Genomic DNA, 25860 nt, shown 5'->3' with positions numbered 1-25860 from the left:
ACGGCGGCGACCTACGATGTCGTCGGGCGTGGCGTAGCTGTGAGGTCAGTCGGTGCGAACCTCGCGACCGTCGATCGACCAACGGATGTGCCAGGAACCCTCGTCATCGACACAATGGTAGTTGTGCGCACCGAAGAGGTCGCGCAGACCCTGGGTGAGGGCGGCATTGAGGCGTGGAGCGCGGACCTGGTCGTAATAGCCGAGGGCTGAGGAGAATCCCGGAACCGGGACTCCGGCCTTGACGGCTTGGGCAATGACACGACGCCAAGCCTGCTGGCAGCGAGCGAGTTCGGTTCTGATGGAGGGGCCTCCAGGAGGGTGGTGAGGTTGCCGGCGGCATACTCGTCCTTGATGCGCTGGAGGAGGCGAGCACGGATTATGCACCCGCCGCGCCAGACTGACGCGACTTAGCCTATGTCGACCTCCTAGTTGTACTCGGCCGCAGCGTTGCGGATCTCGTCGAGTCCTTGGGTGTAAGCAACGATCTTGGCAGACCACAGGGCGTCACGGACGTCATCGATGAAGGCCCGGCGGTCATCGACCGAGATGGTGCGATCCGGTCCTTTAAGGGCTTGCTGGCTTGCCTTGCGCACCGGCGTAGCACTGGAGACCGAACGAGTGAACACAGCCTCGCCGATGGTGGAGACGTCAACTCCGAACTCGAGAGCCGTCTGGACGGTCCAGGTGCCTGTCCCCTTCATCCCCGCCTCGTCGCGGATGACGTCAAGGAGATCGGTGGCAGGGTCGCGGGGATCCTTTGCACGCAGCACACGGGAGGTGATTTCGACGAGGTACGAGTCGAGATCACCATGGTTCCAGGACTCGAAGACGTCTGCGGCCTCAGCGTTCGTCAGGCCTGCGGCACGCAACACGGCGTGGGCCTCGCCGATGAACTGCATGTCGGCGTACTCAATGCCGTTATGGACGATCTTGACGAAGTGTCCGGAGCCGTCAGTGCCCATCCATGCGCAGCAGGATTCGCCGTCGACCTGTGCCGAGATTCTCTCCAGAACCGGGCATATCGCCTCGTAGGACGCCTTGGAGCCGCCTGGCATGATTGACGGGCCTTCTAGGGCACCGACCTCGCCGCCCGAGATGCCGGTGCCAACGTGGTGAATACCGGCTGGCCGAAGCGCCTCCTCGCGGCGGCGAGTGTCTCCGGAGTAGACGTTTCCACCATCGACGAGAACGTCGCCGGGCTGGAGCAGGGGAGTGATCTCCTTGATGACGGCGTCCGTGCCACGGCCAGTCTTGACCATCATGACGATGTGACGCGGGCGCTCGAGGCTTGCTACGAAGTCAGCCAGATCATGGAACGGTAGAAAGGTTCCCTCGGTGCCGTGCTCGGCAATGACCTCGTCGGTACGTGAAGCTGTGCGGTTGTAAATGGCAACCCGGAAACCCTTGTGGGCCATGTTGCGGGCCAGGTTGGACCCCATCACGGCCATCCCGATGACGCCGACCTCGGCAGTCTGCGGCACAGAGTCAGCCATGTGGTTCCTCCTAGATGTCTTACCTCTATCTTTCCAGGCGTTCACGTGCAGCGATAGGTGCGCCAGGCTGGAAAAGATGTGAAATAGCGGTAACGGTGGAGGTTTTGTGACGTAACCCATCGATGTTTGCGGGATCGCCACAGCAGGCGGAGGCGTACCGATGGCGGATTGCTAACCGCAGCGAAGTTAGACACTCTGGTGGTTGGAGAAGGCGACGTCCCGTCAGGATGGCTCGATGGAAACGCAGCGGCGAGGATCACACTGGAGCTACACCAATCATGATCCGCGAAAGCTCCTGGTCCGACATCATGAACCTAGGGCGATGTCTTTTGTGGATTCGCTGTGACAGCCACTCCAATACGAACCGAGGCCGCTGTCGAAGCATCTTCGGAGTGATGTGCAGCATCCGCCAGCCATGCCGATCTAAACTCGCCGAACGAAGCATGGTCGCTTCGTAACCTTCGGGCGTGCCGTGCACACAGCGACCATCGACCTCAATTCCGACCTTTTCAGCATCGAACGCTTGGTCGAGGGTGAAAACTCCCTCAGCTGTGTCCACTCGCTGGTTGGATCGCCATCCGGTGAAACCGACTGCGCGAAGCGCCCGGGAGAGCCACAATTCCGGCACTGACCATGGGTTGTACGAAATATCAGCCAAGGCGGCTGAGATGCGATGGCGGCCAAACTTCCACGAAAGACTCGACCGGGCTGCCCGGCAGGAACGTGGAGTGACGAGTTTTTGTCGGAGAGCCTCACAGACCCAGTCCCATTCTCCCCGAACTGCCAGTAACAGGACGGATGCTTCGGGAATCGCCATGGGAACATCCCGGTATTGAGTGATGTAGCGGCCTGGGACTCGCCATCGGTGTACGCGGATTCCTTCTCGCTTGATACCTCGTGTCCGTGAAAATGCTTCTACCTCTCGGACGACGCTGAAATCTCTTGTTCGCCTCCCTGGTGGAATTAGTCCCTGCGCGACGAGTGCGGCCTTGCCGATGATGACGGCGTCGCGATGCCACATGTGGATGGCCTGTATCTTCATTTTGGGGTCATCAGCCAGGCCGGCATCCGCGACGATTCCTGGGAGTACACGTATCGCGCGACCTGCTTTCACAGCTCGGTCTGCCTGTCCGCGCGTCTTACTGAAGCGATGTATCCGCACGACACCGCCGTTGTCCCTCATATCTAGTTCAAGTTCCTTCATGCAAACAGTTATCGTCGCAGCTCCGAGAATCCGTCAGCTTTTTTGGATCTGTGGATAACGTCGCCGAGCCTCGCTGAGAAAGGTGTGGATAACTTCCAGGAACGTTGTCCCGGACCCTGACAAGAACTTCACGACTTAGCCACCGAGGGCGCCCAGTGTCCCTGAGGCCGCTCAGAGGAATCTCTGGGATTGGGTCGCCCTGGTCGAGCGTGGTAGATCAGGGAAGATGCCCTCTCTATTACCGAGAAGAGTCCGAGAGGCGTCATCTTCCCCTACTGGCCGCGGCGCATTCCTGTGAAGGCTGTCAAGGACGATTCAAAAGAAGCCCGAAGACGCTACGCTGAGGCCATGATCGATGTGCTGGCCCTTGTGCCCATGAAAACTCTGCCCGGCTGGCCGGAAGCCGACTTCAGCTCCGTACACCTGCTCATGTTGTGTGTTGTGTGGCCGATCGCGACGGCTATCCTGTTCGTCCTTGTCGGTTGGGGAATCCATTTCGCCAAGGAGCGCGGCAACAAGGACTCTGACTGATCTTCGTCGCGCAGCGTAAGCGCGGACAGATAACAGTGGTGGCCCCGAACCATTTGGGTTCGGGGCCACATCCATGTGTCAACAGCTCAGTGACGACTGGCGGCTTGGCAACGTAGGGCGCGGCGAGCATTATCGGCGCGTTCGGCAAGAACACGACGTACAGTGCTGCCCGGATTGTTCTGACGAATCCAACCGTCGAGTTTGTCGAGCCAGGCCCCGTCAATGGTCTCGGTGCTCGGGAACAGCCATGTCAAGGCGTTCTGGATCTGGGCGTGACCGGCATTGGCCCATTGTCCTTCGCGGGAATCGATGGCCCTGCACAGGTCGAGATAAGGGTCGACGTACTTCGAGAGCACCTCGGCCTGATTAGGCTGAATGAACTGGCTGACGAGCTGGCGGTAGGTTTCATTGGGTACGGAGTCATCGCTTGTGGCGCGCTGCCAAGTAGCCTGTTTCGCCTCGGCCGTGGGTATCGCGGCTCGGGCGCCAGTAGCCTGCTCCGACCCGGAGATGGTGTTGTCTCGCTGCAACTCGGCAGTGATTTCGGGTTCGCCCACTTGGCCCATTCGAGCCAAGGCAATGAGGAGACGCCACCGCATTCCTTGGTCGATGTCGAGGCCCTCGGGCACTTCCTCACCGTTAAGCCATCCCAGAAGCAAAGCAGTGGCATCTATCGTGGCAGCAGCAGCCAGACCATTCGCGTAGGCCACCTGGTGGTCTGAACCGGGCTTGGCGTCACGCAATCCCTTCGCCAAGATCGCTACGAGGTTACTGCGTACGTCTTGACGGTTCTCCGGGCTGGTGTACGAGATCGCGGCGGTGGTCGCCTGGCGGATGAGGGAGGTGACTGCGGTCAGGTCGGTCTCGCTGGGGAGTCCCTTGCCAACCAGGGTGACGTAGTCCTGGGCCTTCATCTCGGCGTCGCGGCACATATCCCACGCGGAACCCCAGCACAGAGCGCGGGCCAGCGGATCAGACAGGGCGTCAATGTGCTCGATGAGGGTGGCCATTGAGCGATGAGTCAGGCGAACCTTCGCGTAGGTCAGATCGGCGTCGTTCAGCAGGACCAGATCACCGCAGGAATGCCCCACCAGAGCAGCGATGGGGGTGCGCTCGTCGTGGATGTCGACGTCGAGGCGTTCTGAACGGACTAGCTTTCCGTCCGTCAGCGTGTAAATGCCGATGCCCAGACGATGGGTGCGCAGCGTGGGGTACTTTTCGGTGGCCGTTTGCACGATGTCGAAACGGGTAAACTTGCCGTTGTTATCGACGTCGTAATCTGGGCAGACGGTATTGACCCCAGGAGTGCGCAGCCACTGTTCTGTGAATGAGGACAGGTCTCGTCCCGACGCCACCTGGAGCTGGTGGAGGAGGTCCTTGAGCTCGGTGTTGGAGAACGCGTTCTCAGCGAAGTACGTGCGCACTCCGGCCAGGAATTGCGCCTCTCCGACGAAGGCCACCAGCTGCTTCAAAGCCGAGGCACCCTTGGCATAGGTGATGCCGTCAAAGTTCTGCTCAACGGTGTCGAGATCAACCATGTCGGCGGCAATTGGGTGAGTTGTCGGCAACTGATCTTGAGTATAACCCCACGTCTTACGCTGGTTCGCGAAGGACACCCACGGGTCAATGCCACCGTGCTTCTCGACGATTTTCTCCTGGCAGTGGTGGGAAGCCCACTCGGCGAAGGATTCGTTGAGCCAGATGTCGTCCCACCACTTCATCGTGACAAGATCGCCAAACCACATATGGGCGAGCTCGTGAAGGATGGTGTTGTCGCGGTTCTCGTAGGCAGCCGCGGTGACTCGCGACCGGAACAACAGGTCGTCACGGTGGGTGACGCACGCGGCGTTCTCCATGGCACCGGCGTTAAATTCCGGTACGAAGGACTGGGTGTATTTGCCGAATGGGTACGGGTAACCGAATTCAGACTCGTAAACGTCAAACCCGCGCTGGGTCGTGGTGCGGATGCGGTCGGCGTCTAGATACTTCTTCATCGACTGACGGCACAGGATGTCAGCGTCCATGTCGCCCGATGACGCGTGAATGGTTCCGTGATTAACGTGGTATTCGCCGGCAACGAGGGCCGTCAGGTAGGTCGAAATCGGAAGAGTCGGCTCAAAAGACCATCGTGACATTCCTTCCCAGGGGCCTTCCGTAGGCTCGGGGGTGGGGGCGTTTGAAACGACGGTCCAACCAGTCGGAGCAATGACGTGTAGCTCGAAAGTCATCTTTTGATCTGGCTGTTCAAAATTAGCGTACATACGCCTGGCATCAGCAATCTCAAACTGGGTATAGAGGTAAACCTTGCCGTCGGCGGGATCGACGAAGCGGTGCAAGCCTTCACCTGAATGTGAGTATCGACACAGTGCCGTAACTGTGATTTCGTGAGTTCCCGATTCTGTGGTGAATGGGAAACGATTATTCGAGAATGTGGCCGGATCCAGCGGGGTGCCGTCGAGATCTGCGGCGTACACACCGTCAGCAATGAGATCGAGATGGCTTTCACCGCCGGTCGACGAGAACTTGATAGTCGACGAGGAGACGAAGGTTTCGGTCGGCTCGGCTAGCCGATCGCCGTTGGGGTCACGCCCAGAAAGATCAACCAGCACCTTTGAGCTGTGCGCCGTGATGACCTGGGAGCGCCGCTGCGCCTCCTCACGAGTGATGTTCACCGAACTCATCATGCCTCCGTGGAACATGCGTTAGGTATGGGAGCACAAAAGCACCCAACAATTCTCATGAGACTCTATCGTTCTGGCCTTTCGGTGTCTCGTTAAGCGCAGAGTGTATGTCGTAGTGGTAATGCGCGTTGCGCGAACAATGATGAGGTAGGTCTTTGCGTGCAGGTGCGCGTCAGTTGCACTGGTGGCATGAGCACTGCAGTTGATTTTTGGTTTGATCCGTCCTGTCCGTGGGCATGGATCACGTCGCGATGGATGCTTGAGGTGGAGAAAGTGCGTAATGTTCACACTATTTTTCACGCTATGAGTTTGGCTGTCCTCAATGAGGGACGTGATCTCCCCGACGACTACCGCGCCGAGATGGAGAAAGCGTGGATTGGTGCCCGGGCTGCCACTGGGGTTGCGGAGGTCTATGGCCAGGAACCTGTCCGTAGCTTCTACACCGCTCTTGGAAGTCGCTATCACCTTCGCAAGGAGGAGCGCAGTATCGAGACCGTTAAGGCTGCCCTGGCTGAATGTGGATTCGACGAGTCCATTGCCAAGCGTGCCGACAAGGGCGGTTTCGACGAGGCTATGCGTGCTTCACATCACGAGGGTATGGACCCGGTCGGTCAAGACGTCGGTACTCCTGTTCTCCACATCAACGGGATGGCCCTGTTCGGCCCGGTGATTTCTCCGGCTCCCAGGGGTGAAGAGGCCGGGCAGCTCTTTGACGGGTTCGAAAAGATGACGGCCTACCCGGGGTTCTTTGAGCTGAAGCGGACCCGCGCTGTCGGACCGATCGTGGACTGATCTGCGCCACGGACTGGCTTTGTAAGTTCATCGGGATGTCGATGGGGTGTTACCTGTCGGACGTGGAAGTGACGTTCTCATCGACAAGGGTCTGGTTAAACCGATCGATCGTCTCGGGAGCCAACCATGAACTCCACGCCGATCCGCGTTCTTAGCGCCGTGACTGTCGGGTGCCTGGCTTTTACTTGTGCGCCGATTGCTCATGCCGCTACCGAGAACTCGCTGTCGACAAAGACTCCGTACCGCTATCCCGGTGGAGAGTTGCAAGCCCCGCCGGCTGGATTCCACCCTGTCAATACGCAGGTCATTGCCCGTCATGGTTCCCGTGGTTTATCGAGTTTCAAGTACGACGCCTTGACGATGGCGATCTGGGAAAAAGCCAACGAGTTGGGAGCCGTGGCTCCCTTCGGTCGCGATGTTTACGCGTAAGCCATGAGGCTCCATGAGGCCAATGAGGATCTCGGTAACGAGGACACCTGGGCGCAGATGGAGGCTGACGGAGTGGAACTCAGCAAGGGCAACGAGTTCGAGAAGGGGTACGGCAACCTCACGGAATTGGGGACTGAGCAGCATCGTCAATTGGGTGAGCGTCTGGCGCGCCGTATGCCCGAGATCTTCAATGCGGATGGCACCTCGGTCGTGGTGAAATCTTCGGGAGAACCGCGTGCTGCGGAGTCCGGATATCACTTCGTCACCGGATTGCTCCACGGCACCCCGCAGCTCAGGGGACATACGACGCGCGCCATCAAGGCTGATACCACAACGTTGTACTTCCACAAGGACAAGTCCAGTCCGGACTACAAGGCCTACCAGGAGTACCAGGACAGCGAGAAACTCTCTGATTACGTCGGTGCCGTGAACTCGCGTCCGGAGGTTCGTGAGGCTGCCCGTGAGGTTCTGGAAAAGATCTATACGAAGGGCTTCGTCGACCGGTTGGCGGCAGGAGAGTGGACCTTCAAGACTCCCGAGGGAAAGCAGGCCAAGAACGAGGTCGACGCGGCACTGAACCTGTACAACCTGTACATCATTGCCCCGTCGATGGCAGCTGAGACCAAGGTCAACTTCGCCAAGTACTTCACGACAGAGCAGGCGAATGTGTTCGCGATGTCCTTGGACGCCGAGGATTTCGCCGAGAAGGGACCTGGATTCAATGGGTCGGATATCGCCTATCGCAATGCTCGTCCTCTTCTTGGGGATTTCCTGGCCCAGATTGACCAGCAGACGAAGGATCACCCCAAGAGATCAGCTATCTTGCGGTTTGCCCACGCTGAGACGCTCATTCCTTTCGAGGCGCTCATTGGCGCCCCCGGCTCTCGTAGTCAGATCAGCTCCGACGATACCAACTTCTGGCAGGCCACCGACAGGCGGGGTGCTGCAGTTGCGTCGCTGGCCGCCAACGTGCAATGGGATGTCTTCGAGTCACGGTCAGGTCAGAAGGTCGTCGGGATGCTTCTTAACGAGCAGCAGGCCACTTTTGGGCGCGGCTGCCGCCCTGTCTCGGCAAACTCGTTCTTTTACACCGTTGACGAGCTCAAGCACGGTCTTACAGGTACATCGATCACTGATGGTGGTTGGTTGGTGAAGCCGGACGGGGGAGAGCCGTCGAGTGCGCCAGCCCCCTCCGCCACCGCTGGCACCGCAACTTCGAGCAAGCGTGGAGACTTCGCTGTGGCGCTTCCGGCCACGGGAGCGTGACGAACCGCAGTGACGTCGGGTAGCTGCGGAGCTTCCGTGGTTACCACGGTCGCCCCAGGGGCACGTGGGGCCACAGCTGAGTGCAGAGGCGTGTGAACTGCGCAAGGATGGGACCATGGTTGACGATCCCACCAGAGGCGACGAGTTGGAGGCTAGCGAGTCGGAGTCCGCGGCGCGCCATCGCTGGACTGAACTGACCAAGCGTATCCTGGACGCCCAGGACGCCTATTATGCCAACGACGCTCCAACGATCTCCGACGCCGAATACGACCAGCTCATGATCGAGCTCGCCAAGATCGAGAACGATCACCCGGGGTTGAGAACCCCAAATTCGCCTACTCAGCAGGTCGGGGCTCCACAGCGGGTTACCGACTTCGCCCCGGTGGAGCATGTGGAACGCCTGTTGAGTTTGGACAACGTCTTCACTCGCGATGAGCTTTCGGAGTGGATGAACAGGGTCGCCACGGCGGTCGGAAGAGTGCCGAGCTTTCTGTGCGAGCTCAAGATCGATGGTCTTGCCGTTGATCTTGTGTACCGCGATGGTGAACTCGTCTCGGGGGCCACTCGAGGCGACGGTCGCGTTGGTGAGGATGTCACTGCAAACGTTCGTACCATCAAGGCGATACCGCACAAATTGAGTGGTGAGGACATCCCAAGCCTGCTTGAGGTACGAGGTGAGGTGTTTTTCCCGGTGGCTGACTTTGCTGGCCTCAACGCCGCTCTGATCGAGGCGGGCAAGAGTCCTTTCGCTAATCCGCGTAATGCGGCTGCGGGGTCCCTTCGACAGAAGAACCCCCGGGTAACGGCGTCGCGGCCGCTGTCGATGATTGTTCACGGGATCGGCGCCGTTGAGGGTCATGAATTCCCTAGTCAGGGGCACGCATACGACAAGCTCGCCGAATGGGGCTTGCCAGTGTCACCGTATTTCAAACTTGTCGAGGATGCCACGCAGGTGCACGAGTTCGTCACCCACTGGGGACAGTCGCGTGACGAGGCCGCACATCAGATTGACGGCGTGGTGGTCAAGGTCGACGACATCCATCTGCAACGGAAACTTGGCGCCACCTCTCGAGCACCCCGATGGGCCATCGCATATAAATACCCGCCTGAGGAGGTCAACACCGAGCTGCTCGACATCCGTGTCAATGTCGGAAGGACGGGGCGCGTTACTCCTTACGGGGTCATGAAGCCGGTGACCGTTGCGGGATCGACGGTCGAGATGGCGACCCTTCACAACGCTTTCGAAGTCAAGCGCAAGGGCGTACTTATCGGAGACACGGTGGTGCTACGCAAAGCCGGAGATGTCATTCCTGAGATTCTGGGGCCAGTAGTCGAACTGCGGGACGGTTCTGAGCGAGAGTTTGTCATGCCCGATCACTGTCCCAGTTGTGGGGCTGAACTGGCCTATGAAAAGGACGGTGACAAGGATCTTCGCTGTCCAAATGCGAAGGAATGCCCCTCCCAACTGCGAGAGAGGGTATTCGGTTTGGCGTCACGTGGTGCTTTTGACATCGAGGCGCTCGGCTGGGAGGCCTCCATCGCTCTGACCGACCCGGAAAACCAGCGTCCAGACGACGGAGATGTCGCGGAAGGACTTCCCGAGCGTCAAACCCCAGTTCTCACTTCAGAGGCAGGGCTCTTTGATCTTCAGCCCGATGATTTGGCTGGTGTCAAGGTGTGGCGTCGCCGCAAGATCCGTGGCGAACTGGGACCTTGGCAGCGCGAGCCGTACTTCTTCACGAAGCCAACTGCGAAGAAGCCTTCTGTTCCGACCGCGACGACGAAGAAAATGTTCGACGAATTAGCCAAGGCCAAATCGCAGCCCTTGTGGCGGGTCTTGGTAGCGCTGTCGATTCGTCACGTTGGTCCGACGGCGGCGCGAGCTTTGGCCGGTCACTTTGGTTCGCTGCCGGCTATCCGGGAGGCATCCGTGGAGGAACTTGCCGGGGTCGACGGAGTGGGCGGAATCATCGCGGAATCCGTGAAGCAGTGGTTTGAGGTCGATTGGCACCAGGAGATCGTCAATCGGTGGTCCGCCGCCGGAGTCCGTATGGCCGATGACCACGATGAGACTCCTGAGCAGACCTTGGAAGGGCTAACCGTGGTTGTCACGGGAAGTTTGGAGGGATTTACCCGTGACGAGGCCAAGGAGGCCATTGTTTCGCGAGGTGGCAAGGCTGCAGGATCTGTTTCGAAGAAAACTGACTACGTGGTTGTAGGGGAGAATGCCGGATCCAAGGAAACCAAGGCGCGCGAACTAGGGCGTCCGATTCTCAATGAGGAAGGATTTCGATACCTGCTCGATAGAGGGCCACAAGGAGTTCCAACCACGGCGTGAAGGTCGATCGTCCGTGATTACCACGCCAACCAGACCCAGACGACACGACGTGAGTGTGGGTCGGGTACGAGCACCCGACCCACATCGTTGCGATAAGCCCTCAGAATTCCGAGATGTTGTGAGCCACGTCGACGGTGGAGAACATTCGGTCGACCGCCGCAATCTGCTCGTCAGTACCGGTAATCCGGTGAGCTGCGGCGAGGGAGAACCCACGGCCCATGCCAAAGTACAGCGAGCCTAGGGCAGCCACGTCGAGGGTGGCAGCGTCGGTAGAATCGTCGACCTGGGTAACTGCGGCTGGCGCTCCCGGGGTATCCACGTCGACTCGCCACGTACCCTCCGCGTAGCCCATCGGGTCGGTGATGTGGAGAGTCACCGACCCCTGGTGATCCCAACCTCGCGCTGCCATCGCGCGGTCGACGTCGAGAATACGAAGCCACCCGAGATCGGTGTGGCGGGTGAACTTGACCACTCGCGGGTCTTCGACTGCCCACGGCAGCGGCGTGGCTGGGTCGACCTGGTGTGCCTTGATCGTCTCGACGAGGTCGACCGAAGCCAGGAACTCCCACAGAGCGACCTCGGCATCCGGGGTAGTGGCCACCATGTCGAGAACGGTGATCTGGGAGCCAAAGTCCTTGTCAATCTGGTAAGACACAACGCCGTCAGGCTCGCCTTCGTCATTGTGGTGGACGATCGAACGGACTCGACGATTGGGGCCGCCCTTGTGGGAGTCCCAGCGGCCAGAGGCAAAATCAACGTGCCAGGGCTGACGATCGTGGGAACCTCGATGGGCCCGATGAAACTCGGAGAACACTTTGAGTCTCAGGTCATCGATGGCCAGCGGGTCGACCATCGACACGGTTCCGCTTGGTTCGTGGTTGAGCGTAAACCGGCCGTCGGCGACGATCTCAACGTCCTGGGAACGGGTGGAAATGCCGTAGCCAAAGCGTCCGTAGATACTTCCCTCGGTAGCCGTTAGTGCAGCGAAGGGCAGGCCTTCTTCTTTGGAGCGCGTGAGAGCGTTGTTCATGAGGGTGCGCAACAGCCCGCGGCGGCGGTGGCTAGCACGCACGGTGACGTCGGTGATGAAGGTAGCCGGCTCAAGGTGACCATGTCCGGTGTTGATAGTGCTGGGGTATGCGGCCATTGTCGCCACGGGGAGGCCTGGAAACTCAGGATCAGGATCAGGCTGTCGAATTGTCCACAACCGTTCGCCTTTGACACAGGAGGCGTAGTGCTCGAACTCGGCGTCAGATGGCTGTGCCAGGTGGAAACCGAGTGCCACGGCGCGCAGCACATTGTCGACAGCTTCGCAGCGAGAACCATCACTCTCGACGAGCTCCAAACGGTACGGGGCAGGGGCCTGAACAGATGCGATGTTTTCAGCCATACCTGCCACGCTATCGGAGATGGTTCCTCTTGCGGGGCTGACCCTCTGCAGGGTAGTGACATGATGGAACCATGACGTTCAAGCCATCACATGTACATATCGGTACCGATCATGCCGCTTTCGAGCTCAAGGAGTACCTCGTCGGTAAGCTGAACGAGGCCGGATACCAGGTTGTCGACCATGGCGCGTCGACCTACGATTCCCTCGATGACTACCCCGATTACTGTATTCCGTGTGCCCAGGCTGTGGTGGCTGAACCTGGTTCATTGGGCATTGTGCTCGGTGGTTCGGGCAATGGCGAGCAGATTGCAGCCAACAAGGTCAAGGGAATTCGGGCTGCACTGGCATACACCGTCGAGATTGCCGAGTTGGCTCGTCTTCACAATGACGCCAACGTCGTGTCCCTGGGGGGTCGGATGCAGACTCACGAGGAGGCATGGACGATTGTTGAGACCTTCCTGACGACGGATTTCTCTCATGAGGACCGTCATCAGCGACGTATCGACAAGTTGACCCGCTGGGAGGATCAGGGCTTACTGGGCTGAGCTGTCCGCATCAGACTCATCGGCCGTGGTGGCGGTGACTCGACGACGAAGATCTGCCAGCACGGTCGACCATTCCCGGCCTGGTTCGGGCATATGGGACCTGGCAGTGGGTTCCGATTGCTCCGCGAGTTCGCGCGCTCTCATGGCGCGGTCCGTATCGAGAATCGGCCCGCGGCCACGTCCCTGATCGTGGGGGTGCCGGTGTTTGCCGTGACCAGTGGCATTCATACGACCATCTTGCCCCATATACGCGTTCGCGTACGCATCGATCCTTGGCTTGCGTGATTACCGCACGATCTCATCAACTCTGAGAGGACAACCGCCTGTGCCCGAAGGCCACGTGATTCATCGTCTCGCCGACGCGATTGGTGCTGCTTTCGCCGGAGAACCGGTCGAAGTTACCTCGCCGCAAGGCCGGTTCGCCGAGTCAGCGGCCATGCTCGATGGGACAGTGCTGACATCGGCCCAGGCATGGGGGAAGCACCTTGTAATCAGTTTTGACAATCATCATGACGAGCACCTGCTCCACATTCATCTGGGGTTAATCGGCAAGCTTGTGGTGGGTCTGGCAGTTCCGGTGGTCGGGCAGGTCAGATTGCGCATTACCGACGGTGTGAAGGCGGCAGATCTGCGTGGGCCCCAGACTTGCACACTTATCAATGACGATGAATGGGTGGAGATTATGGCCGATATCGGCCCCGACCCTATTCGTGGAGACGCAGACCCTGAGATTGGATGGCAGAAGGTGCGTCGATCTTCCCGCAGAATCAGCGATTTGCTGCTGGACCAGACGATCGCGGCCGGGGTCGGCAATATCTACCGCGCTGAGGTGCTCTTCCGGCATCGGATCGATCCGGAGACCCCTGGCAAGCAGGTTTCCCATTCGACGTGGGTGGCGATATGGAACGATTTGGTTATCCTTATGCGCGCTGGGGTCAAGACAGGACGTATCGATACCGTTCAGCCACAGCACACTCCGGAAGCGATGGGACGACCGCCGCGAGTCGATCGTCACGGGGGCGAGGTTTACGTTTATCGGCGCGAGAACCAGCCATGTCTGGTGTGTGGTACACCGGTGAAGATGGCTCTGCAGGGAGGGCGGCACCTGTTCTGGTGCCCGCGTTGCCAACGTCGACACCACTGATCGTTGAGTCAGAGCTGGAGGTCAGGATGAGTCACATCAGTGTTGGTCAGCCATGGACCCTGGTGTCATCACAAGAGCACGCCGACGAATCTTCGTGGACGTGGACCCACCCTTGTGGGGCGGTGCTATCTGCTCAACTGCGCCAATCCGATGAGATCGAGCTTGTGGCCGGAATCACGATGCCTCCCGGCGTCGACACGGCGGAAGTGAAGGTTCCCGGCCCGATCTGGATCCTCGATGATCCTGACTCTGCAGAAGTGTGGGTGGCTGGCGCTCATGGGATCGTCGTCACCAGAACACACCAGCATCCGACCCTCATGGTGTGGCGGCAAGACATGGGCGATTGTGCCCCGGTCGATGAGGGAGTCAGCCTGCTGGGCAGCGACATTGTGCTGGCCCCAGGGAACGCTCGGATGGCCCTGTGGCATGGTCGGCAAACTGACGATATCGAGGAGGCTGTGAGGTGCCTTCCGGTGTGGTTGCCCGCCGAAACCATTGTCGATCAGTCAGAAGAGATGATGTGTCATACCCCCGACGCGGGCATTCTTGTCGACGGGGCCGAACACACCAGTGAGATAATCGGCCCACTACCGCCAGGGGCACACGATCTGACAATTCATGAGTCCAGGGGAGCTACCCGAGTGCTGATCGGCTGGTCTCCCGATTTAGCCACAGCCGTAGGCGCTCGAGTTGACGAGATTCTTTCCGGTTTTGACCCGCGTGCTGTCACTGGACCACAGATGTGGCTCCTCATGAGCGCTGTCGATATGAGGGTCGGACCATTTTCCGCCCTGGAGATGGCTGCCGAAGGCTTAGAGAATGTGTTGTCACGGCCATTTGATGCTGTTGATGATTATGTTGCTCGACTCCTTACCTGCTGCGCAGCTTTTCGGTTGGGTGATCGTATGAGCGACCCCGAGCTGCGTGAGGAAGGAATGCGCAGGTTGTGGGAATTGCCAGTCGACAAACCAGGAACCTTCATGTCTCGCTGTATTGCCTCGGTTGAGCTGGCGGAGGTGAAGTCAGGACACGTGTGGGACGATTTTGTCCCGGGCGAGGGAAATGATCCTCTGGCCCGTGCCGAAAGGGCCATCTGGACCGGCAGGTGCGAGAGCCAGGACGCCAACGAAGCCGTGTGGGAACTGGGAGCTTTCCTTCCTGCGGTCCCCGGCGGGCCTCTTTATGCGCGGGGCCACCGAGTTTCCAGACGCCGCGCGGCGCTTGCGTGCGCCATCACGACGGCGTGGCCAGAGGAATTGACGAGTTCGTTCGGCTCGACACCAGTGGGCGAGTTGCGGCAACGTACCTTGCGTCGGTTTCTTGTCAGTGAGCATCTCGACGATGAGGAATTAGCTCTCTTAACGTGGTAATGCCGTCCCAACAGGTTTCGCCAGAATATGAATGCGTTGAAGTATCTCGTTGTGTCCCAGTTTGTTTTCATGAGGCAAGAATGGTCTGCGGTGAGAGGGGTCGCGGTAGGTGACATTGGCGTAGGGAGTCGTCGGGTTGCCCATTATGTGCGTGCGACGCGCGGTGGCTGTGATGCGGTCCGGTCTTCATTCGACTCGAAATCGGTGGTTCGTCAGATGAATCACTCCGCTCTCGTTGGCACGCCATGATCGGGGCGCAATGCCACCAGGATGATCTTGTTCGACGAACCCATCTGCGGTGTTAGCGACGCTTGAAAAGTAGTCCTCCTTCGGTAGCCGGTGAAGGAGAGTCGGGGATTTGTGCGGGTACGTGTCTCTCATGGTGGCAGGGTTGTCGGTTTCTTGCGCGATGGCCACGCGGCGGTTTGGTGGGGGGTCACGCGGCGGTTTGGTTCTACGCGGAACCTGGACCGGGAGATCCCGCTGGCTGGACCATGGCCCGCTCTGCGCGGGTGTTCCTCAGCGTGGGCCACACTGGGGTTCCGCCGTCATCAGCTCCGCTGACGGGAGTGCGTCACATGGCATCGCGCTGCGCGGGACGTGGATGGCATGAGGTCATGTGCTCATGTGCAACTACAAGGGCGTTACCTGGCAATGAGCGGGGCTGCCATCCCTCCACGGCGTCGGGTAGACAACCTCGGCGCTGTCGGGTAATGACGGGTTGTCCTGGAACGTCAGTTTCGGACAGGGACGGCCCCGATGACGTAGAGCTGCGGTGCCTTCGTCCTTGGACAGCCGGAACGCTTGATCGTGCAGGTAACAGTCGGTGTGTCGACGGCGGTGTGTGCAAGGTGGACCGCCGCAACCGTTGTTAACGCTGTTTAATCGATTCTGAGGTGAGGGGTTTCCCGTGATGGTATGTCCCATTGTCACAGCGCTCGGGGGTCTTCCCACCATCTTCACCGCCTGGCGAGCGGTGACCACCCCATTGTCACAGCGCTCGGGGTCTTCCTTAGTCGGGTGGCGCGGCAGTCCGGCAAAACGGTTCCATTGGCGGTGCGCCGGGGTCTTCTACTAAGCTGTCGATGTTCTCGTTGCGGTAGAAGTGACGAGACGGGGCGTAGCGTAGTGGCTAGCGCGCCTGCTTTGGGAGCAGGAGACCGCAGGTTCGAGTCCTGTCGCCCCGACTCCTAGCCAGGGTCACTTTGACAGCGTTATGCCTAGTCAGGTGGCCCTTTTTCATGCCTGTTCATGTGGCACACAGTGGCATAGTGTGCCCCTGGGTGACGCTATGTGTCTGTACCGGGTACGGCGCTGACTAGAGGATGAGCATGTGGGGGTCGGAGTGATCTGTACCCAGACTGTACCGGCGGCTATACGGGCGCGGGGTATGGTCGCACCATGGCCACGACAGGGGGCGCTCCTAGCTGTAGAGACGAAAAAGGACCCCCTGCCAGGGTGAACTACTCCCCACTAGTAGGTGTCTGATTTCTCAGTCCAACTAATGGGGAGCAGTTCAACCTGCGGGTTCGGGGGTATTCGGAGTGGATCAGTCGCGGTGTTCACCTTCAGCTAGCCAACGGAACACGGTAGTGGTTGCTACCCCGGCGGCCCTGGCTGCCTTAGCTTTGGGGACGCCTGCCGCGACAGCCTGGGCGATGGTGTCCTTGAGGCGCTGTTGGGCCTCGTCGGCCTCCTTGCGGGCCTGCTCAATCGCTTGAACGCTCACGATACGTTCTCCTGCCTGCTGGCGTGTCGCCGCTCGGCCCAGACTCGCACCCCGAGTCCTACCGCACAGAACGCTGTAACTGCAGGGTGCCAGTCCAGCGTCAGCGCCGCGAGCGTGAGAGCCGCCATGGCCACAGTGGGGGGTTTGATGGTCATCGTTTTCTCCTTTCGGTGGAGGTAGGCTGGGGCAGGGTTCCCGGCTAGTTCTGGTAGTCGGGAACCCCTTCTTCACTTGGTTCGCCGTGGTGGGTTTCGCTCCCCCCGTTGGCTTTCACGCCTCTCGCTTCTAATCGTCGCCCAAATCGTCACGCTTGTCGTACCGATTGCGAGGATCTGGGCGATGATGTCGAGTGCTTCATGGATGAACTTCACGCTTTCACCTCCTCCCTGTGTTGTTGTGCTCTTATCGTAGCACAGTATTACTGATCCATTCTACCGCGATATGATATCAACCAAAGAAAAACTACCCACCCCCTACATGGGGTGGGCGACCGGCTCCGTATTGAGTGTGATGCGGTGAATACGCACGGCTGGAAAGGGAGGACCTATGGGCGGCACGATGACGATGCCGGTGAGAGTGCCCGATGACATCGGGCAGAGATACACGAGACTGGCCAAGCAGACTGGGCGTACCCGTAGCTGCTACATCGTGGAGGCTCTGGTGCAGTCGATTGACCGGCTCGAGTATGAGTACGGCCTCAGACAGCAGGCCGAAGATTACAGGGCAGGGAAGCTGGCAACGGTGAGCTTGGATGATGCGGAGCGCATCCTTGGCTTGGAGGTTTGAGGTCGTCGGTTAGGGCTGGAGATGACGCCGGGGGTTGCGAGTTGTCATGGACGCTGCGGCGTGAGGTTTCGTGAGACTTTGGGACAGCTTGTGACGGGTTGACTACGGCCCCCACATCGTGGGCGAGGGCTACTGTGGAGGTCCAGCAGCTTTTATCGAGCACCTCAGGGGTGGTCGTTGGTGCCCCGGCTGATAGCTTCAGCGCGGCCAGCAGCTGGTGGTGCTTAGCCCCGGGCCCACCTGTTAGCGGCATCCCGGGCCAGTGTCGCCATCTCCAGTGTCACAGCCTGCGCCTCGGCACCTTTTAATACCGTTTTGAATCCTTGATGGTTGATCTTCAGGGGGACGTTAGCCATGCCATACCTTCAGATAGAACCGGTAGCCTGGGGTGAAAGCGAACGGGCCGTGGTTCCAGTCCTCGGGTTCGCCGTCGACTTCGAATGTTTCACCAAGCACTGTGATGCGGTCCCCGATTGCCGGGGTCCAGTCGGCTAGCACCGCTAGGCGTCGCATAGAGCGGTTGATCCCTTGGGCGGTCAACTCTTCGGCGGTCAGCTGGTGCCAGCTAAACACTGGGCGCCTCACCGGTTCAGCCCAGGTGATGACAGGGTTGCCGTGGGCGTCACGGTCGCCCATGTGGCGGGCGATATGAACGACCGCATGTCGGGCGATCACGGCTGCCCCAGAAGGTCGATGCTGGCCGCCGTGGCCACGCTTACACCCATCCGGGCTTTTTCGGCCCGGGTGAGGTACAAATCGCCGGTCGGGTTGGCGAACGAGACCTGCTGAGAAAACGGTCCGCCTGTCTCGCAGACACTCGATATCCCCGCCGGCATATCAACCCCGACGCCCATTGCTCGGCGCACCACCGCACAACAGATCGCCCGCAACGTCTCCTCGCTGACGCCCTCCCAGCCGGGAACCGTATCCCGGATGAGGGCCGAGGCGTCATCGATGAGCACTGCGGCACGGGACTGCTCGGCCTGCGATAGGCCCCGCCAGCGGGCCTCCAAATCCCCCACTGTGGCGAATGGTGCCGCACTCACCGGCGCACCTTGGCCTTAGCTCGTCGAGCCGACTTGCTGACCGGGGCAGGCCGCCAGTCGGGGCCAAGACGGGTGGCGGTCGCCTCATCGACGACCACCACCACCCCCGTTTTAATGTTGGTTAGGCGGATCATCACTACTCGCCCTCAGGCTTCTTCTGAGCCTGGCTCAGCATTGGCGGTAGCGTCTTTGACGAGTGCGAACTTGTCGGTGAACACATACCAGCCGTAGACGATCTCTAGACGCAGCGCGATCTGGTTTTTGCGCGCCAAATCGCCTTGGCCGTCAGGGTCGCCACGATCTATGAGAGTCACAGGAATATCACGCTGGATGCCCCAGCGCAGACCGCCTGCCCAGTCACCGACAACCGCGCGCACCTTCGTGTCGGCGGCCTCCGGGCGACCAGACACCGTATTCGACTGGGCGCACGCCAGCCCCATAAAAGAGGTGATGTCGGTTCCTAGCCCCAGATTCGGGTAGCGCGGCTGTGACGTCGCCCCCGCCCCGTCCTTGACTTTCAGGCTTGCCAAATCCCACGCGAATGCCGGGTCTAGCGCGGCACCGTCAACGGCCACCGGTTTGGTCTGGTTAACCAGCAGGCCCACAGCAGCGCGGAAATCATCGTCGGCGTCAGCGCCACCGGTGGCCTTATGCTCCACAATCTTCGTCGACGCCCCAATATAGTTCGTCCACGACCCAACCTTGGCCCCCGACAGCGGGTTAATAGCGTGAATAACCCCAAAATCGAGAGCACGGGCCAACGCCTCAGCTCCAGCGCTAGACAACGTCTCCAAAATCCCCAGCTGGTAATCCTCATCGGCCCATTGGACCTCTTCAGAAAACCGCATCGTCACCTGCGCCTTATGCGGGGTAGCAGACACCGAGGTAAACCCGGCCTTCGTCGCCGATTTCTCGCCGCCCTCTTCCACAAACTCGGCCTTGGGAATATCGTTAAAAACCAAATAATCGACACTACCGAACCGCATAGGCTCAGCCCCCGACAGGCGGGACACCACCGAGGCGGCCTGAGTGTCTTTAATCAACCCGGCAGAAATTTCGCGGGGCAGCAGCGGCTTAGCGCTCGTCGTCGTAAACACAGACATCGTGGATGCTCTCTTTCATCATCATTCTTGGCTAAACAGTTGACGCATAAACGTCGATGTTGAGTCAGAGGTAGTGGGGGTGCGGGTGTGATCGATGATCGGGTGCGCCTTGCGGGTTTCGTGTGCCCAGGCGGTCAACGCCTCAGCGGAAGCCTGTAACTCCTGTAGTGTCTCGCCTGTTAGCAGGCGTGCGGGCACGCCAGTGTCAGAGGACACTTGGTCAGCCCAACCACGCCGCTGCTCAGCGGCTTTGAGTCGTTTGATTGTGGACTGGGCGTCAGCCAGCTTCTCGGCGTCAGAGCGTTGGGCGTCCTGCAGCTCGGCCAGCTGCCGTGCGGCATCATGGTTGGCTTTGGCTCGTGATTCCCATTTGCGAGCCTCCGCTTTCCAGTCGGTGGCGGCGGGCTTGGACTGTGTGGGCTGTGGCGCGGTGTCCGTCTGGGGTTGCACCTCGGCGGTCTCGGTGGTTTCAGGCATGATCGTCACCCCTCCTCAGGGTTGATAGGTGCCGTGCGGCAACAAACCCCACCGTGCGGCAGGGCATAGCAATAAGCCCTCACACCACACGGTGCAAGGGCTAGTCGAAAACTAAAAACTACGAAACGAGCACTAGAGCAGGTATCAATACGAGATCAGGCCGCGTTCACGCTGGTCGGCCAAAATTTCGCGCAGCAGGTCGAGGTCTTGTTGCTCCATCTCATGCTCAGCCACAAGATGAGCTACATCAGCTTCGAAATGGGCCGGAATCGGAATATCACGCCCGTCAGCATGGCGAAGAACGCAGCAAAGCGGAACATACCCATCATGCTCGTATAGGTTCATTTCCCACGCGATATCGTCATCACCGAACCGGTCCTTGAGGGCATCTACCAGTTCCCAAACCATGGCGTCCTCATAGACGTCATCCTCGTATGGTGACGACGATGCCATGTGACCTCCTATGACCCCACTGGATACGCTGACAGGACCAGCTTCTCGTCTGGATTGACATTAACGCGAATTGTTATGCCGTCCTTGTTCCCAGTATAGAACGCCCGACCCGGCTTCTCGTAGGTGTACTGGCCATCCTTGATGACGTCTGCGATAGCCTGTTGGATCTGGTCGGGTCCCCAGTCTTGGGGGAACGTGTCGCCCCCGCTCATCCAGCCGTACCCGGACAGGTGACCGCCCCGGTATTGCCAGTCTTGCCTACAAACCACGGGCGTGCTGAGACGCCATGAGTTCACGTAACTCGATGAGATCACGCTGCTCCAATTCGTATTCGGAGACGAGCCTGGTTACATCGGCTTCAAAGTGAGCCGGAATGGGGATGTCATAGCTGTCGGCTGCATACATCACGCACGGAAGCGGAAGGATCCCGTCATGGTCCAAAAGATCCATGTATGACTGGACACACTCATGACCGCCACGGCGTGCGACCTCATCGAGGAGTTCCATGGACAAATCATATTCTGTGACCTCATCAACGGCACCCATGGCTACACTCCTTTAGACGGATAAGCCGTAACGATTTCATTCGTTGTAGTTCGTACCCGCACCACAAGTGTAACGCCTTGACTTGTTCCAATAATGCTTCTCTCACCAGGGCGCGGGGAGTGTGCAACTCCTGTCTTGATGACGTCTGCGATAGCCTGTTGGATCTGGTCGGGTCCCCAGTCTTGGGGGAACGTGTCGCCCCCGCTCATCCAGTTGTGGCCCCACATGTGGCCGCCCCGATACATCATGTCTGGTTTGCGGTCGTACCCGGTGCCTGCCGTGTTAGAGGGGGAGGAGTTCTGCACCCGGTGGTGATCTCGCCACTCCTGCTTGCCGCCCCGAGAAACATCGCCGTAGAGGATGTGGTTTCATTCCTTGACCCGCAACTGAATGCCGCCGGGATTGTCCCAGTTGTCGGGGATGGCCGGGTTTTTCGGCGGTATCTTGAACCGGGTGGTGTCAGCATTCGGGGGTAGCCGGAAGGCGAGGTCGCGGCGGTATTTTTCCCAGTTCCTCAGGTTCAGCCCGCCTGTCTCCTTCAGAGCACTTGGCAACTTCGGCCATACGCCGTCGGTGTATTGGTCGGGGTCGGCTCGACGCATGCCAGCCACGATCGCTTCTGGTGATCCGTCGTCGGCCTGCTCGATGCCGCGTTTATACAGGTGTAGGTACCGGTGGGGGTCGTAGCCTTCGAGATACGCCGAGCGGATCGTTGACTCGAAATTTGGCACTATTAGGCAATCGCAGCCGGTATGAAACTGGTGGCCCGCATCGTCTCCGGCGCTGCGAGCGGTGGCGTATATCCATCCCCGCGAGGCCAGCATTGTACAAAACGCGCACGTTTTCGCCCCTGAGGGCACTCTGGCCCAGTGTCGGCATGACTTGTCGTTGGTTGCGTTGAACACGATGGTGTCGTTAGCTGCAGCCCATTGCCAGCGGTCTATGGCTTGTTCTATGAGCTGTTTGACCTGGTCGGGGCTGTCGCCCCATAGGCCGCCTGCAGCCCAGCGGGTCGTCGCGATCATTTGGTCATGGTTGGGTGACCCGCCTGCCCGGGCAGTGTAGCGGGGTAGCCCGCCTACTTTTTCGCGAATGTCCTCGTACCATTCCATCGCCAGGATCCGGGCGTCAGTATCGGCGCGAGACTCTAGCGCGTCAACAATCTGCAGTAGGTCATCGCGGGCTTGTTGAGGGTTGGCTAGGTCTATAGCCGCCCACGCCTTCGACAAATCACGGCGTGTCTGGGCGGCAAGCTTGCCATGGGCGGAGCGCAGTCGGGCTAGATCAGCGGCGGTGATGTCGCTCATCGCGGCGCGCCGTTGTCGACTGATTGTCGGGTGATGTCATGGTCGGGTGGGACCGTGTCGACGTTCCCCAACCGGTCTATGAGTCCGGTGCGTGACCATTCGGCGCGCATTTGCTCGATTTCTGATGTGGTGAATCCGGCGCGTTGTAGGGCTATCGTTGTGTCGGCGACTTTTGGTAGGGCTGAGACTGTTTTGACGATGAAGTCGCTGGATGCCTGCGGTGAGACGTAGCGTGCCGGTGTCCACGACAGGTGAACGCTCCATGATTCGGCAGGTGGGGTGTCTAGGTTTTCGGCGACCATGAGCACGTCTTGAAGGATGCGTAGTAGTGGACCGTTGAAGACTCGCCACTGGTACTCGGCCTCATCGGAGAGGGCCACTTCGGCGGCCTGCATGGCTTCAGCTGAGGCGGGGTTGTCGGCGAACAGGCCCACCGATGATTGGGGGAGTCCTGTTGCGGCGCAAAAGTTTTGGGCCAGTTGACGGCACATTGACAGGTGCGGGTCCATCGACATTTGCGCAAACTGGCCGATTGTTGGTGTTTCGCCCTCATCGTTGGTGGACAGGGCCAGCACGCGCCCTGTGATGGCGCGCCACCGGTCACGCATTGCCTCCATTTGGTCAGCTGATACGCCTAGCACGTAGCGTTGAGGCGAGGCGAAGAATTCGGCGGATGTTTCAGCGCGCACCAGCGTGCGTACTGCCGCGTCGGTGAGGTATCGCACCTCCCGGGAGATACGGGAATGGCCGAAGGGGCGAGAAATCTCGGGGTTGTAGACCAGCGGCTCGACCATGATGCGTCGCGAGGGGTTGTTGAGACGCTCCACCGTCCATGCGTGCTTGTCGGCGGTGGCAATGATCGTGGCGTCCATGGTGTGCAAGATGAACCGGGACGGCTCACACGAAACCAAACCCGAGGTGCCGTTTTCGTGCGTGGTGGTGTCGGTGATCTCTAAGGCGGCGTCGATCATGGACGCCCGGGCGTTCCAGTGCGCTGTTGTCCACAGTCCATCGCGGGCTTTAATCACCACCGGCGGCTCACCGGCGGACTGGTCGCCGGGGGCCACCGTGAGAAAAGCAACAGCGTGCTTATAGGCCGCTGTGATCGCTTGCATGAGTGTCAAGGTGAAATCGTTGCGGTGGAGAATACCGTCAATGTCGAACGGGTCTATCTGCCCGTTGAGGGTGTAGCCTTCCCACACATGTTTACGTGCCAGGGCCTGTACCGCCTTAGCAGGCCAGCCTAGAGCGGCGCGAGTGCGGGCCATTTGAGGGGGCATCGAGATGCCGAGATCTTGCAAGGCTCGATGGCCGTCATAGTAGCTATTGAGTAGAAGATTCTTTGGCGTGGTGCGCGCCAGCCTCGCCCACAAGGACGACAACATGGCCTGCTCTTGGCCGGTGAGTCCTGCCACTGTTGGTGGCGTCGACGCGATCATAGAATAGTCACACCTCCCCGAGGTCCCGGTTTGCGTTTCGTTGTGGCAGCGCCCCAATGGGCGAGGGTTACCGCGTCCAGCAAGCTTGAATCTGATCCTGGAGGGCTAGCCCAGCCGAACCCTCCCCGGGTGCCAATCTTGCGTCGTGTCACTGTGGCAGCCTGCCGGTCAAGAAGTTCGTTGTCGCAATGGCGCAGTGTGCCGTCATGCAGACCGGCAAGAAACCCCGAATGGGCCGCTACCACCTGATCGACCGTCGGGGTCCAGATGACACGCGCGGGGATCTTGGCTGACCGCAGCTGGTCTACCAGCCACGCCGAACCGGCCTTGCCGTCCACAACGATCTGGGATGTGTGGGCTAGGCGGTCAGGGTTGGTGAGGAACTCCACCAGCCAGCCCGTACCTTCCCCGGTCGACGCTTGACGCACACCGTCAACGACGATCCGTTTAGGGTTTTCCTTGACTGCCACCCCTAATCCCACCGCCGCCCCGTCTGCGGAGAACTTCACCGCCCAGCAGCGCGGCCCATCACCGACCTGGCCGATAAGGGCGTCACCCCACAAGGTGCGGTCGATGGCGGTTTTCACCGAGTCGTCATCCCATATCCCCAGCCCCTCGCGGCGAAATGACTCTTCACCTAATTGACGGCGCATCCTCAAAATGGCTGCCTCCGAGGTGCGGCGAGGAAACGACGGGTTCGCCCTAGCCCACACTTTCCGGTCTGACAGGTCAGCATCATCGGGGGCGCCAATCTCAACATAGGTGCCACCGACCATGTCACCTTTCAGGGCGGCTCGGCGGAATTCAATAAACGCCTCTGCCGGGTCGGTAGGCCTCGGCGGGGTGCCGATACGGATCGCCAAGCCAAGGTCGGAGGTGTTTAATGTCGGCACCATGGCGTCAAGGGCCTTCTGCGACAAGATCTGCGCCTCGTCGAACACGATGAGATCCACACCGGGGATACCCCGACCAAACCCGGCCTCACGGGCACCAAACAGGATTCGAGACCCGGAGGTGAACTCCAACGCCTGCTTACCGTTACCGGCCCGCACCTTCGACACGTACTGCGACAAGCCGGGACGGTTCGCAAGGTTTTGCAAAGCGAGAAACGTCTCATCCGAGGTGCGGGTATGGTGGGCAGTCCAAATCATCGTCCCGTCAGACAGCATCGCGGCCAGCCCGAATACCAGCGCACCCACCGTGTATGTTTTGCCAACCTGGCGTGGAATCGACACCTCGACACCATCAACCTTGTTCACGAATTCGCCGCTGGCGTCCCGGGCGAGGATAAGGCGGGCTAGGTCGTCTTGCCACCGATCAAACCCCAGCCCGGCAGCCTCACACACTCGCCGGGCCACCGGCCACAACGTCGAAGCGATACCCTCCGGGTATACCAGGTGCTTGGCGATCTGTGACAGGTGCGGATCACACACCAGACCAGCCCTCGCCCCCAGCAGCCTGACGCAATGCCGGGGTCGGCGAGGTGGCCTGTGGCACCTCGTGCAGCGCCCCCGCCTTCTCGGCTTTGTCGAGCAGCGATTCCAGCGACTTCAACGCCGCTGTGCGATCACGGGCCGCCTGAGCCGGATCCTCGGCAATAGCGGCTGCCGTGCAAAACATAGCGTCCAGAATGCGCAGCTTGTCGCCCGAACGGTAGGCGGTCTTGATCTTTTCATTCTTCACCCGCCGACGCGGCGTTGGCGTATCGTCGGTAACGAGCTTGAGAGTCACAGTGCACCCCCTTGACATGAGTATTCAAAGACGTGGAAAAAGTTTTATGCACGTTCGTGC

General features: G+C 59.8%; 28 protein-coding genes, 1 tRNA gene and 1 pseudogene. 10 read left to right on the top strand and 20 right to left on the bottom strand.

Going from position 1 to position 25860, the window contains the following annotated elements; genetic code table 11:
• Nucleotides 1-45: 45 nt before the first annotated feature.
• Nucleotides 46-1493: pseudogene (gndA, locus tag Q4B98_RS08625) on the bottom strand (NADP-dependent phosphogluconate dehydrogenase).
• A gap of 256 nt (nt 1494-1749) precedes the next feature.
• The gene (locus tag Q4B98_RS08620) at nt 1750-2697 is read right to left on the bottom strand and encodes a hypothetical protein (protein ID WP_303196758.1); all 948 of its coding nucleotides are present in this window, start codon (nt 2695-2697) and stop codon (nt 1750-1752) included.
• A 348-nt stretch (nt 2698-3045) separates the two neighbouring features.
• Between Q4B98_RS08620 and Q4B98_RS08615 the strand changes: the two genes are divergently transcribed.
• A complete protein-coding gene (locus tag Q4B98_RS08615) occupies nt 3046-3228 on the top strand; it encodes a hypothetical protein (protein WP_303196756.1) in 183 nt (60 codons plus the stop codon).
• Between the two features lie 86 nt (nt 3229-3314).
• On the opposite strand, the gene pepN is transcribed toward Q4B98_RS08615, so the two are convergent.
• A complete protein-coding gene (pepN, locus tag Q4B98_RS08610; protein ID WP_303196754.1) occupies nt 3315-5927 on the bottom strand; it encodes an aminopeptidase N in 2613 nt (870 codons plus the stop codon).
• A 171-nt stretch (nt 5928-6098) separates the two neighbouring features.
• Between pepN and Q4B98_RS08605 the strand changes: the two genes are divergently transcribed.
• The 4 genes from Q4B98_RS08605 (at nt 6099) to ligA (ending at nt 10734) form a co-directional block, all read left to right on the top strand.
• Nucleotides 6099-6701 carry a DsbA family protein gene (locus tag Q4B98_RS08605; protein ID WP_303196752.1) on the top strand — a complete coding sequence of 201 codons (603 nt, stop codon included), beginning with the start codon at nt 6099-6101 and terminating at the stop codon, nt 6699-6701.
• A gap of 126 nt (nt 6702-6827) precedes the next feature.
• Nucleotides 6828-7130 (top strand): hypothetical protein, encoded by a 303-nt coding sequence (locus Q4B98_RS08600; protein WP_303196750.1) that lies wholly within the window; start codon nt 6828-6830, stop codon nt 7128-7130.
• Between the two features lie 3 nt (nt 7131-7133).
• On the top strand, nt 7134-8396 hold the full coding sequence (locus Q4B98_RS08595; protein ID WP_303196748.1) for a histidine-type phosphatase: 1263 nt from the start codon (nt 7134-7136) through the stop codon (nt 8394-8396).
• Between the two features lie 115 nt (nt 8397-8511).
• Nucleotides 8512-10734, top strand: coding sequence for an NAD-dependent DNA ligase LigA (ligA, locus tag Q4B98_RS08590; RefSeq protein WP_303196747.1), 2223 nt, complete (start codon nt 8512-8514; stop codon nt 10732-10734).
• Between the two features lie 100 nt (nt 10735-10834).
• Here ligA and Q4B98_RS08585 read toward each other — a convergent pair whose 3' ends face one another.
• Nucleotides 10835-12124, bottom strand: coding sequence for a GNAT family N-acetyltransferase (locus Q4B98_RS08585; protein WP_303196745.1), 1290 nt, complete (start codon nt 12122-12124; stop codon nt 10835-10837).
• A 71-nt stretch (nt 12125-12195) separates the two neighbouring features.
• Here Q4B98_RS08585 and Q4B98_RS08580 point away from each other — a divergent pair, with 71 nt between their 5' ends.
• Nucleotides 12196-12669, top strand: coding sequence for a ribose-5-phosphate isomerase (locus Q4B98_RS08580; protein WP_303196744.1), 474 nt, complete (start codon nt 12196-12198; stop codon nt 12667-12669).
• Here Q4B98_RS08580 and Q4B98_RS08575 read toward each other — a convergent pair.
• Complete coding sequence (locus Q4B98_RS08575) at nt 12658-12897, bottom strand: hypothetical protein (RefSeq protein ID WP_303196742.1); 240 nt, start codon at nt 12895-12897, stop codon at nt 12658-12660. The two genes, Q4B98_RS08580 and Q4B98_RS08575, sit on opposite strands and share 12 nt — an antisense overlap.
• A 97-nt stretch (nt 12898-12994) precedes the next feature.
• Here Q4B98_RS08575 and Q4B98_RS08570 point away from each other — a divergent pair, with 97 nt between their 5' ends.
• The 3 genes from Q4B98_RS08570 to Q4B98_RS08560 all read left to right on the top strand — a co-directional run bounded on the left by Q4B98_RS08570 (nt 12995) and on the right by Q4B98_RS08560 (nt 16370).
• Nucleotides 12995-13813 carry an Fpg/Nei family DNA glycosylase gene (locus Q4B98_RS08570; protein WP_303196740.1) on the top strand — a complete coding sequence of 273 codons (819 nt, stop codon included), beginning with the start codon at nt 12995-12997 and terminating at the stop codon, nt 13811-13813.
• A gap of 26 nt (nt 13814-13839) precedes the next feature.
• Nucleotides 13840-15183, top strand: a complete 1344-nt coding sequence (locus Q4B98_RS08565) for a hypothetical protein (RefSeq protein ID WP_303196738.1) — start codon at nt 13840-13842, stop codon at nt 15181-15183.
• A 1114-nt stretch (nt 15184-16297) separates the two neighbouring features.
• Nucleotides 16298-16370: transfer RNA gene (locus Q4B98_RS08560), tRNA-Pro, on the top strand.
• A 362-nt stretch (nt 16371-16732) separates the two neighbouring features.
• On the opposite strand, the gene Q4B98_RS08555 is transcribed toward Q4B98_RS08560, so the two are convergent.
• Together Q4B98_RS08555 and Q4B98_RS08550 are read right to left on the bottom strand one after the other, a co-directional pair.
• Nucleotides 16733-16912, bottom strand: coding sequence for a hypothetical protein (locus Q4B98_RS08555; RefSeq protein ID WP_303196736.1), 180 nt, complete (start codon nt 16910-16912; stop codon nt 16733-16735).
• A complete protein-coding gene (locus tag Q4B98_RS08550; RefSeq protein ID WP_303196735.1) occupies nt 16909-17067 on the bottom strand; it encodes a hypothetical protein in 159 nt (52 codons plus the stop codon). Before Q4B98_RS08550 ends, Q4B98_RS08555 begins: the two co-directional genes overlap by 4 nt.
• A 391-nt stretch (nt 17068-17458) precedes the next feature.
• Between Q4B98_RS08550 and Q4B98_RS08545 the strand changes: the two genes are divergently transcribed.
• The gene (locus Q4B98_RS08545) at nt 17459-17698 is read left to right on the top strand and encodes a hypothetical protein (protein WP_303196733.1); all 240 of its coding nucleotides are present in this window, start codon (nt 17459-17461) and stop codon (nt 17696-17698) included.
• Nucleotides 17699-18046: 348 nt separating this feature from the next.
• On the opposite strand, the gene Q4B98_RS08540 is transcribed toward Q4B98_RS08545, so the two are convergent.
• From Q4B98_RS08540 to Q4B98_RS08485, 13 genes are all read right to left on the bottom strand, one after another.
• Entirely contained in the window at nt 18047-18373 is a 327-nt protein-coding gene (locus Q4B98_RS08540) for a hypothetical protein (protein WP_303196732.1), read from the bottom strand.
• Entirely contained in the window at nt 18370-18744 is a 375-nt protein-coding gene (locus Q4B98_RS08535; protein ID WP_303196731.1) for a Gp19/Gp15/Gp42 family protein, read from the bottom strand. Before Q4B98_RS08535 ends, Q4B98_RS08540 begins: the two co-directional genes overlap by 4 nt.
• The gene (locus tag Q4B98_RS08530) at nt 18741-18878 is read right to left on the bottom strand and encodes a hypothetical protein (protein WP_303196729.1); all 138 of its coding nucleotides are present in this window, start codon (nt 18876-18878) and stop codon (nt 18741-18743) included. Before Q4B98_RS08530 ends, Q4B98_RS08535 begins: the two co-directional genes overlap by 4 nt.
• Nucleotides 18879-18890: 12 nt before the next feature.
• Nucleotides 18891-19847 carry a phage major capsid protein gene (locus tag Q4B98_RS08525; RefSeq protein ID WP_303196728.1) on the bottom strand — a complete coding sequence of 319 codons (957 nt, stop codon included), beginning with the start codon at nt 19845-19847 and terminating at the stop codon, nt 18891-18893.
• A 21-nt stretch (nt 19848-19868) separates the two neighbouring features.
• Nucleotides 19869-20324: a hypothetical protein gene (locus tag Q4B98_RS08520; protein ID WP_303196726.1), complete on the bottom strand. Its 456-nt coding sequence runs from the start codon at nt 20322-20324 to the stop codon at nt 19869-19871.
• A 144-nt stretch (nt 20325-20468) separates the two neighbouring features.
• Nucleotides 20469-20777 (bottom strand): hypothetical protein, encoded by a 309-nt coding sequence (locus Q4B98_RS08515; protein ID WP_303196725.1) that lies wholly within the window; start codon nt 20775-20777, stop codon nt 20469-20471.
• A gap of 8 nt (nt 20778-20785) precedes the next feature.
• A complete protein-coding gene (locus tag Q4B98_RS08510) occupies nt 20786-20989 on the bottom strand; it encodes an EndoU domain-containing protein (RefSeq protein WP_303196724.1) in 204 nt (67 codons plus the stop codon).
• 46 nt (nt 20990-21035) lie between these two features.
• Nucleotides 21036-21323 carry a hypothetical protein gene (locus Q4B98_RS08505; RefSeq protein WP_303196723.1) on the bottom strand — a complete coding sequence of 96 codons (288 nt, stop codon included), beginning with the start codon at nt 21321-21323 and terminating at the stop codon, nt 21036-21038.
• Nucleotides 21324-21325: 2 nt separating this feature from the next.
• Entirely contained in the window at nt 21326-21685 is a 360-nt protein-coding gene (locus Q4B98_RS10615) for a hypothetical protein (protein ID WP_368492336.1), read from the bottom strand.
• A gap of 6 nt (nt 21686-21691) precedes the next feature.
• Nucleotides 21692-22630 (bottom strand): hypothetical protein, encoded by a 939-nt coding sequence (locus Q4B98_RS08500; protein ID WP_303196722.1) that lies wholly within the window; start codon nt 22628-22630, stop codon nt 21692-21694.
• A complete protein-coding gene (locus Q4B98_RS08495; protein WP_303196721.1) occupies nt 22627-24069 on the bottom strand; it encodes a phage portal protein in 1443 nt (480 codons plus the stop codon). Before Q4B98_RS08495 ends, Q4B98_RS08500 begins: the two co-directional genes overlap by 4 nt.
• Complete coding sequence (locus tag Q4B98_RS08490) at nt 24066-25502, bottom strand: hypothetical protein (RefSeq protein WP_303196720.1); 1437 nt, start codon at nt 25500-25502, stop codon at nt 24066-24068. The genes Q4B98_RS08495 and Q4B98_RS08490 overlap by 4 nt, the downstream gene beginning before the upstream one ends.
• A complete protein-coding gene (locus Q4B98_RS08485) occupies nt 25495-25800 on the bottom strand; it encodes a hypothetical protein (RefSeq protein WP_303196718.1) in 306 nt (101 codons plus the stop codon). The genes Q4B98_RS08490 and Q4B98_RS08485 overlap by 8 nt, the downstream gene beginning before the upstream one ends.
• Between the last annotated feature and the right edge of the window lie 60 nt (nt 25801-25860).

The sequence above is a fragment of the Cutibacterium sp. genome (assembly GCF_030525615.1).
In the GTDB taxonomy this organism is placed as follows: domain Bacteria; phylum Actinomycetota; class Actinomycetes; order Propionibacteriales; family Propionibacteriaceae; genus Cutibacterium.
This window is presented reverse-complemented; position numbering and strand designations above follow the sequence as displayed.